The sequence below is a fragment of the Actinacidiphila polyblastidii genome (assembly GCF_036353415.1).
GTDB lineage: Bacteria > Actinomycetota > Actinomycetes > Streptomycetales > Streptomycetaceae > Actinacidiphila > Actinacidiphila polyblastidii.
Genome location: NZ_JAZEWV010000029.1, coordinates 77,846 through 86,334, shown reverse-complemented (window position 1 = coordinate 86,334; position 8,489 = coordinate 77,846). Strand labels below are relative to the sequence as shown.

The 8,489-nt window shown below is 76.7% G+C and carries 9 protein-coding genes; 5 read left to right on the top strand and 4 right to left on the bottom strand.

Annotation, left to right across the window (positions count from 1 at the left end; translation table 11 throughout):
• Both V2S66_RS26370 and V2S66_RS34635 read left to right on the top strand, forming a co-directional pair.
• Nucleotides 1-232 (top strand): LPXTG cell wall anchor domain-containing protein (locus V2S66_RS26370; protein WP_330799146.1); only part of this gene is annotated, 232 nt, incomplete at its 5' end.
• Between the two features lie 147 nt (nucleotides 233-379).
• Nucleotides 380-1,267 carry a VanZ family protein gene (locus V2S66_RS34635; protein ID WP_413966488.1) on the top strand — a complete coding sequence of 296 codons (888 nt, stop codon included), beginning with the start codon at nucleotides 380-382 and terminating at the stop codon, nucleotides 1,265-1,267.
• Between the two features lie 24 nt (nucleotides 1,268-1,291).
• On the opposite strand, the gene V2S66_RS26360 is transcribed toward V2S66_RS34635, so the two are convergent.
• Nucleotides 1,292-3,823, bottom strand: a complete 2,532-nt coding sequence (locus V2S66_RS26360; protein ID WP_330799144.1) for a helicase C-terminal domain-containing protein — start codon at nucleotides 3,821-3,823, stop codon at nucleotides 1,292-1,294.
• A 93-nt stretch (nucleotides 3,824-3,916) separates the two neighbouring features.
• On the opposite strand from V2S66_RS26360, the gene V2S66_RS26355 reads away from it, so the two are divergent.
• Complete coding sequence (locus tag V2S66_RS26355) at nucleotides 3,917-5,038, top strand: hypothetical protein (RefSeq protein ID WP_330799143.1); 1,122 nt, start codon at nucleotides 3,917-3,919, stop codon at nucleotides 5,036-5,038.
• A 43-nt stretch (nucleotides 5,039-5,081) separates the two neighbouring features.
• Nucleotides 5,082-5,771, top strand: coding sequence for an HAD family hydrolase (locus V2S66_RS26350; RefSeq protein WP_413966487.1), 690 nt, complete (start codon nucleotides 5,082-5,084; stop codon nucleotides 5,769-5,771).
• Here V2S66_RS26350 and V2S66_RS26345 read toward each other — a convergent pair.
• Entirely contained in the window at nucleotides 5,750-6,046 is a 297-nt protein-coding gene (locus V2S66_RS26345) for a hypothetical protein (RefSeq protein ID WP_330799140.1), read from the bottom strand. The two genes, V2S66_RS26350 and V2S66_RS26345, sit on opposite strands and share 22 nt — an antisense overlap.
• A gap of 156 nt (nucleotides 6,047-6,202) precedes the next feature.
• On the opposite strand from V2S66_RS26345, the gene V2S66_RS26340 reads away from it, so the two are divergent.
• Complete coding sequence (locus V2S66_RS26340; protein ID WP_330799139.1) at nucleotides 6,203-6,586, top strand: cold-shock protein; 384 nt, start codon at nucleotides 6,203-6,205, stop codon at nucleotides 6,584-6,586.
• 287 nt (nucleotides 6,587-6,873) lie between these two features.
• Here V2S66_RS26340 and V2S66_RS26335 read toward each other — a convergent pair whose 3' ends face one another.
• Entirely contained in the window at nucleotides 6,874-7,764 is an 891-nt protein-coding gene (locus V2S66_RS26335) for a 1,4-dihydroxy-6-naphthoate synthase (protein ID WP_330799138.1), read from the bottom strand.
• Complete coding sequence (locus tag V2S66_RS26330) at nucleotides 7,757-8,485, bottom strand: futalosine hydrolase (protein WP_330799136.1); 729 nt, start codon at nucleotides 8,483-8,485, stop codon at nucleotides 7,757-7,759. Before V2S66_RS26330 ends, V2S66_RS26335 begins: the two co-directional genes overlap by 8 nt.
• Nucleotides 8,486-8,489: the final 4 nt, after the last annotated feature.

The following is an 8,489-nucleotide window of genomic DNA, read 5'->3' as shown; positions in this document are numbered from 1 at the left end:
GCCGACGTACCCGACGCATACGCCGCCGACGTACCCGACGCATACGCCGCCGACGCACCCGACCCACACCCCGCCCACGTACCCGACCCACACCCCGCCGACGCACCCCGGCGGGCACCTGCCGCACACCGGCAGCTCTGATCTGGGCTGGACCGCGGCGGCAGCCGCGGGCGCACTGGCGGCGGGCGGCGCTCTCGTCGTGTTCACCCGCAGGCGCGGGCGCCACGGATAGCCCTCGCCCAGCCCTCGCCCCGCGCCCTGAGGTCCGCTGATCCTCGCGGCGAACCGGCCGTCGTCCGTCCGCAGTCCCGCGGCGTACGACGGCCGGTCCTGGGTAGGCGCACGCGAGAAGGTGCCCATCCGAGGGGGGTCACGGCTCATGGCCGAGCGAGTCGCGCTGTTCCGTTCACGGGCGAGGACGAAATCCGACACGATGACGGCGGAGCGCGCGCCGAAGCCCAGGGCGAAGGCGGTGCCGGCCGAGGAGCCGGCGGACCGGCAGCGGTCCTGGGGTGAGCGCGTCCGAGCGCTCGGGCCCAGGGGCCGGACCACGTCCGGAGGTGCGGCGGCCGCGAGCACCGCCGTGGACACGAGGAAGTCCACCGCCAGGAAGTCCGGCGGCAGGAAGAGCGACAGCGGGGCGCCGGACCGGGCGCGGCCCGCGAAGGACACGCCCCGCCGCACGACGTCGCGGCGGCCGCCCCCGCCGGTGCTGCAACGCCGCACCCTCGGCTCGACGCTGGCCCGCGCCGCCGTGCTGGCCCTGGCCATCATCGCGATGGTGGCCTTCGCGGTGGCGCTGGCCAAGGTGACGCTGGTGCCCTCGCCGGCGTCCGTCGACCTGATCCACACCAATCTGCGTCCCGGCGCGTCCATCCGCGCCTACCTCGACCAGCCCGAGACGCGCGACACCGTCAAGCAGATCGGCGGCAACATCCTGCTGGGCGTGCCGTTCGGCGTACTGCTGCCGATGCTCTTCCCGCGGGCCCGCGGTCTGCTGCGGGTCGTGGTGATCACCGCGCTCGTGATGGTCGCGGTCGAGGCGATCCAGGGCGCGATCGTCGAGGGCCGGGCCTTCGACATCGACGACGTCATCCTCAACACCTCGGGCGCGCTGCTCGGCTACCTGCTGCTGGGCCGCCGCCTGGGCCGCGCCCTGCACCCGCGCCGCCACCACTGGTGGCACCGGCTGGGCTACGGCGACCCCGCCCTCCAGGAGGACGCACGCGCCCGCCGCCAGGGCCGTACCGCCCGCAGGCGCGCCTGACCCGCCCGTACCGCGGCCCCCGGCTCAGGCCGGGTCGTCGGCCAGCTCGGAGACGCCGGTGATGCGGTGCAGCGCGAAGGTGCGGACCTCGTCCGCGGTGTGGTCGTAGGCCGTCACGTAGCCGCCCTCGACGCGGACCGGCGCGATCACCCGCTGGCTGGCGGCGCCGTCGGCGTTGACGTAGCCGATCCACAGCGACTCGCCGGCCAGCGCGGCGGCCTGGACGGTGGCCAGGGTGTCGGCGGCCGGTGTGCGCGGCGGCCCCTCGACGGCGGGCGCGGGGGTGCGGCGCACCGCGGTCGCGGCCCGGTCGCCGGCCCTGATCGCCTTCACCGCGACCCCGAGCAGCGCCGCGTCGGGCACCGGCGGGCCGTCCGTGACCGGCAGCGGCGGCGTGCGCGGCGGGGTACGGCGGGCGTCGGCGCGGGTGATCAGCACGTCGCCGTCGGCGGACTCCGCGGCGGGCGCCAGGCCCATCGCGCGCAGCCGCTCCAGCAGCGTCGCCGGATCGCTCTGCGCGGCCACCACGGTCGGCGCGAGCCGGCGCAGGCCCAGGCCGTTCGCGCGGCGGTCGGCGAGGAGTTCGGTGAGCAGCGCGTCGTCGTCGCAGCGCAGGTAGGCCGAGGCCGCGCCGACCCGCAGCGTGCCGTGCCGCCGTGCCACGTCGTCGATGAGGTAGCTCAGCGGCTGCGGCACCGGCGTCCGCGAGTGCGCCGCCAGGAACGCCTGCAGCTCCGACGCGGTGCGCCCGGCGTCCAGGGCGCGGCGCACCGACTGCGGCGTGAAGCGGTAGACCGTCGCGCCGCCCTTGGACTCCACGTCGGCCAGCACGCCGAGCGTCTCGGCGAGCGGCGTCTCCAGCGGTCCCGGGGCGACCGCTGTCAGGTCCGCCTGGAGCAGCACATGGTCCAGCGGCTCGGGCAGCAGCGGCGCCAGGGCCGCGGCCGCGGCGGCCTGCCCGGCGGGCCCCGCGGTGTCCCGCGCGGCCTGCGGCGAGGGTTCGGCGGGCGCCAGCAGCGGGCGGGCGTGCGCGGCGAGCGCACCGCGGCCGGTCAGGCCCAGCGCCTCGGCGTCCGCCAGCGTCCAGCGCAGCAGCTCGGTGCGCAGGGCGTCGGCCCCGCCGCGCAGCGGCCGCAGCCAGCGCAGCCTCGCCAGCAGCGCGTCCGGCGCCGCCGCGCATCCCCGCGGCAGCTCCGCGAGCACCCGCAGCGCCGCGCCGCGGACCCGCGGCGCGAGCGAACGGTCCAGGTCGGGGCCGAGCGCGGACAGCGCCCGCCCCTTGGCGTCCTTGCTGCCCACCAGGCCGGGCGTACGGGTGGCGGCCAGCCACGCCGCGGCCAGCACCGCCCACTGCCGGGCCGGCGGCAGCTGCCGCCACTCGTCGGCCGCGGGGGTCGGCGCGTACACCTCGTCCAGCTCGCCGTCGGCGGCGATCAGCCCGGCCGCGTAGGCGAGTTCGAGCCAGAAGGCGGTGTGCGCCTCGGACAGGTCGAGCACGGCCGCGGTCCGCTTCAGGTCGCGCACGCTGACGCCGCCCGCGCGCAGCACCGCCGGGCCGCCGCTGTGCCACGCGGTGAGCAGCTCGGTGACGATCCTGGTCGCGGTGAACGCCTGCCCCGCCGCGGTCATGTCGACCGTGCGCTCGGTGCGGGCGACGCCTTCCACCGGCGGCGGCACCGGCTCCGGCGTGCGGTGGGCGCGGCCGCCGCGCAGCGCCAGGGCCGCCTCGCGGGGGAGCACCACGTTGTGCTGGCCGGCCGGCAGCAGCAGCCCGCGGGCCAGCAGCCACTGCACGGGCGTCGCGGCGTCCGCGGCGCGCACCGGCACCGTGGCGTCCCGCACCTCGCCGTACGGCGGCCCCCACACCAGCCGTTCCAGCACGCCCGGCACCGCGTCGGGCGCGCCCGCCAGCAGCGCCCCCAGCCGTACGGCGTCGCCGTACAGCGCGGTCAGCTCCCCGATCGCGCTGATCGGGTCGTGGGTCGGCGGCAGCCCGGCGTCGGTCAGGATCTCCTGCAGCCTGGCCGGCGACATCCCGCCGGTCGCCTCGCCCACCGACGGCCCGAGGCCGGTCCCCGACACGGTGGCGGGCGACGGCGCGAGCACGTCCTTCGCGGTGCGCACCAGGCGCAGCCGGCCCTCGCCGCCCCACACCAGCCCCCGTACCCGCAGCGTCAGCACGGCCTGCGGCAGCGCCGCGGCGACGGCGGCGAAGGTCTGCGGCGGCAGTGGCTCGGCAGGACCCGGGAGACCCGCCGCACCCGCAGGGCCGGCGTCCGGCGCCGCCCCGGTCATCAGGACTTCGAGCGTGTCGTACCCGCAGGGGTCGGGGGCCACCGCCAGGGCCTCGGCGACCTGGTGGGTGAAGGCGTCGAGGCGCTCCAGGGTGCGCAGCACCGACCCGCGGGTGGCGGCGCGGGTGGCGAGCTGGGTGAGGTCGTTGGGGACCGGCGTGAGCAGATCAGGGCGGGCGCGCAGCAGCAGGGCGAGCGCGGCGTCGTCCCGTGCGCGCAGATCCTCCGCGAGTGTGCGCGGCGCGGCGTCCCCGGTCGTCATCCGTCCCACATTAGCCGCCCGGCCGGGGATATCGGAGCGGGCCGCCCTGAGGCGGTACCGTCAGGGCAGTGCTGCGGGAAGGGGGGCGCCGGGGTGGGCGTCGAGAGCGACCGGCTGGTCTTCGACTACCTGAGCCGGGTCGGCGACCTGGCGCAGGCCGCGCTGCCCGCCGCGCAGCGCATGCAGCTGGTCGCGCAGCTGCGGCAGGACATCGACCGGGAGCGCGGCGGCGCCGACAGCCCGGCCACCGTCCGCCGCATCCTGGGCCGGATCGGCTCTCCCGACGCGGTCGTCGAGGCCGCCACAGGCAGCCCCGGTGGGACCGGCGCCTCCGCGGCGGGCGGCCGGGGCGGCGCGGACTCCGCGGAGCCCTACCGGGAGCCGCCGCCCGGCTCCTACGGCCCCTACGCCGAGCAGCCCCGGCCGAAGCGCGCGCCCGGCACGGACGGGCCGGACCGCTCCGACCGGGCGGACCGGGCGGACAGGCGGGACGGGACACAGGACCGGGCCAAGGCGAGGGCCAGGGCCAAGGCGGCGGCCAAGGACGCGGGCGACGACGCCGGCGCGAAGGGCGAGGAGCCCGGCCCGCAGGTGCCGAGGCCCCGCAGGGACCGCCGCGAGGAGCCCGACTGGTGGCGGACCGACCCGCGCGGCGGACGCCCGCGGGCAGGCGACGAGCTGGCCGGGCTGCCCGGCATGTCCGGCGGCGTCTTCATCCCCTTCGACGACGAGGACCTCGACGAGGACGACGACTTCCCGCCCCGCCGCCGGCCCCGCACGGTCGCGGCGTTGGAGGAGGACGAAGAGGAGGCGTACGAGGAGGAGCCGGTCCCGGCCGCGCGCCGCGGCCTCGCCCCCCGGCTGCGCCGCGCCGGACGCGGCTGGGGCAGTCCGGTGCTGCTGCTGGCCGCGGCGCTGCTGGTCGCGGGCGCCGCCATCGGCTCGCTGATCCCGCTGGGCCTGGGCTGGCTGCTCGCCTACCTCTCGCGCAGGCTCAGCCGCCCGCAGGCGAAGTTCGCGGTGCTGGGCATCCCCGCCGGCGCCGCCGCCGGACTGGTCGTGTGGGTGTGGGGCCGCGACACCGGCAAGTGGGGCACGCCCGTCGCGCAGGGGCAGGTGGGCCAGGCGTTCCAGGGCGCCTATCCGGCCGCCATCCGCCTCGCCGCGGTCGGCACCGCGCTCTACCTGCTGTGGCGCAGCCGCAGGACCGGCTGACCCCTGACCCCTGTCCGCGATCCGCTCGACCGCTGGGGCGAGAATGGGTGCCGTGACCAACGACCACGCCGCCGCGCCGCCCGCCGACGCCACCGCCCGCACGCCCGCGCACCCGCGCTCGCATCCGCTCACCGTCGGGTTCGACCTCGACATGACGCTGATCGACTCGCGGCCGGGGATCAGGGCGGTGTACGAGCAGCTCGTCGCGGAGACCGGCGTGTACGTCGACGTCGAGCTGGCGGTCTCACGCCTCGGGCCGCCGCTGGACGAGGAGTTGGCGAACTGGTTCGCCGCCGAGCGGGTCCCGGAGGCGAGCGACCTCTACCGCGCGCTGTACCCGCGGTACGCCATCGACCCGACGCCGGCGATGCCCGGCGCGCTGGACGCGGTCGGCGCGGTGCGCGCGGCGGGCGGCCGTCCCGTCGTGGTCACCGCGAAGTACGAGCCCAACGCGCGGCTGCACCTGGACCACGTCGGCATCGACGCGGAGCTGCGCGGCTGGCTGTGGGCCGAGGCGAAGGCGCAGGCGCTGCTGGAGTGGGGCGCCTCGGTGTACGTCGGCGACCACGTCGGCGACGTGCGCGGCGCGCGCACCGCGGGCGCGCTGTCCGTCGCGGTCGCCACCGGGCCGTGCGACGCGGCGGAGCTGCGGGCGGCCGGCGCGGACGTGGTGCTCGACGATCTGACGCAGTTCCCCGCGTGGTTCGCCGCCTACAGCTCGGCGGCCGCCTGACCCGCCGTCGGGCCGCCTGACCGACCCGCCGTCCGCTCGGCGGCGGGGGCGGCGGCGGCCTGACGCTGTGCGAGCGCCGACCGCAGCAGCCCCACCAGCGCCACCGCCATCCCCACGCCCATCAGCATCGACACGAAGTACGCGGGCGTGGGCAGCGTCCTGGTGTGCAGCAGCAGCGGTGCGACGGTGACGATCGTGCCGACCGCCCCGATCATGAAGAGGATCGCGCCGATCCGGACCAGCAGGTCACCGGCGCCCATGGTTTGTTTGCTCACCCGACAAGGGTAGGTCCGTGTCGAGGACGCGGTGGTAGCGGACCAGAGCGTCTTGTCACACGGCCGCAGGCCATTAGCCTGGTGCCAGCGGGTCTCCGGTGGACCCGCTGACGTCTTGTTCAGCACAGGTTTCGATCAATGAGGACGAGGTCTGACGTGCCTACCGGCAAGGTCAAGTGGTTCAACAGTGAGAAAGGCTTCGGCTTTCTCTCCCGCGATGACGGCGGTGACGTCTTCGTGCACTCCTCGGTGCTGCCGGACGGCGTGGCGGCCCTCAAGCCCGGACAGCGCGTGGAATTCGGAGTCGTCGCCGGACAGCGCGGTGACCAGGCGCTTTCTGTGACGCTGCTCGACCCGGCGCCGTCCGTGGCGGCCGCACAGCGGCGAAAGCCGGACGAGTTGCTGCCGATCGTCCAGGACCTCACCACGCTGCTGGAGGAGGTGGCGCGTTCGCTGCAGCGGGGCCGTTACCCGGACAAGGCGCACGGCCACAAGATCGCCTCGGTGTTGCGGGTCGTCGCGGACCAGCTGGACGTATAGCCGGATTCGGCCCCTGAGCGATTGGCACAACTGAGCGGATTTGCGCGGCGCTTTACCGGAGGAGAGCACTCCGGCAAAGCGCCGGCCGGTCAATGAGAGCCCCGATTTCCCCGCCGGAAACCGAAAACGCCGTCGCGCGCGGGCTGTCGGGTGCGCCCGTCGAGGCGGGGCGCCGAGCCGCGTGTCGAGGCGGGGCGCCGAGCCGGGTGTCGAGGCGGGGCGCCGAGCCGGGTGTCGAGGCGGGGCGCCGAGCCGGGTGTCGAGGCGGGGCGTCGAGGTGGCGGCGCTCAGAAGGCCAGCGCGTCGGGGGACAGGGCGGGGACGAGACCCTCGGCCGCGGCCCGGTCCAGCAGGCCGCGCACCGCCGCGTAGCCGTCCTCGCCCAGGTCGGCGGTGAACTCGTTGACGTACAGCCCGATGTGCTGGTCGGCGACCGCCGGGTCCATCTCCTGGGAGTGCGCGAGCACGTAGGACCGCGACGCCGCCGGGTCGTCCCACGCCATCCGCACCGACGTGCGGGCCGCCTCGGCCAGCGCGTGCAGCCGCGCCTTGCCCAGCGAGCGCTTCGCGATGATCGCGCCCAGCGGGATCGGCAGCCCGGTGTCGGACTCCCAGTGCTCGCCCATGTCCGCGAGCTTGTGCAGGCCGTAGTTCCGGTACGTGAAGCGCGCCTCGTGGATGACCAGCCCGGCGTCCACCCGGCCGTCGCGTACCGCGGGCATGATGTCGTGGAACGGCAGCACCACGATCTCGCCGACCCCGCCCGGCACCTGGCTCGCCGCCCACAGCCGGAACAGCAGGTACGCGGTCGACCGCTCGCTCGGCACCGCCACCGTCCTGCCGGCCAGGTCCGCGCCGGTGCCGGTGCCCGCCTCCCGGGTCAGCACCAGCGGGCCGCAGCCGCGGCCCAGCGCGCCGCCGCACGGCAGCAGCGCGTACGCGTCGAGCACCCAGGGCAGCACCGCGTACGACACCTTCAGCACGTCGAACTCGCCGCGCTCGGCCATGCCGTTGGTGACGTCGATGTCCGCGAAGGACACCTCGACCCGCGGTGCCTCCGGCACCAGGCCGTGCGCCCAGGCGTGGAAGACGAAGGTGTCGTTGGGGCAGGGCGAGTAGGCGATCCGCAGCGCCTGCGCCGCGTCGTCGCCGGTCGGGTGGGCAGCAGCGTCAATCATGTTCCGGTCCAACCTCCAGGGCCGCCGGGAGCTTCCCGAAGGCCGTCGTCAGGGCCGCCAGCGCCTCGCCGATCCGCCAGGCCGCGCGGTCCCGCGGGCCGACCGCGTTGGAGATCGCGCGGACCTCGGCCACCGGGACGCCGGCCGCCGCGGCCGCCTCCGCGACGCCGAAGCCCTCCATCGCCTCCGCCACCGCGCCCGGGTGGCGTGCCGTCAGCTCCGCCGCGCGCTCCGCGCTGCCGGTCACCGTGGAGACCGTCAGCACCGGGCCGTACGAGGCGCCCACGGCGTCCGCCAGGGTCCGGCCGAGCCGGCCGGGGGTGCGGTGCTCGGAGACGCCGAAACCGAGGTCGGCGACCGGCACGAAGCCGTCCGGGGTCTGCGCGCCGAGGTCGGCGGCCACGATCGTCTCGGCGACGGCCAGCGAGCCCACCGGCGCGGCCGGCGCGAAACCGCCGCCGATGCCCGCGGACACCACCAGGGTGTACGGCTCGCCCGCCGCGGCCGCCAGGGTCAGCTCCGTCGCGGTGGCAGCGGCGGCCGCCGCCGGGCCCACCCCGCCCGCGATCACCGTGGCGCCGACCATGGCGCTGCTCGCGGAGGCCAGACCGGCGGAAACGGCGTCGCGCTCGGCGGCGACCGCGGTCACCACCAGCAGCCGGCCGCCGCGGCCCGCCCGGTCGCGGCCGCCGCCGTCGCGCTCCGACACTCGCGCGGACACGTCC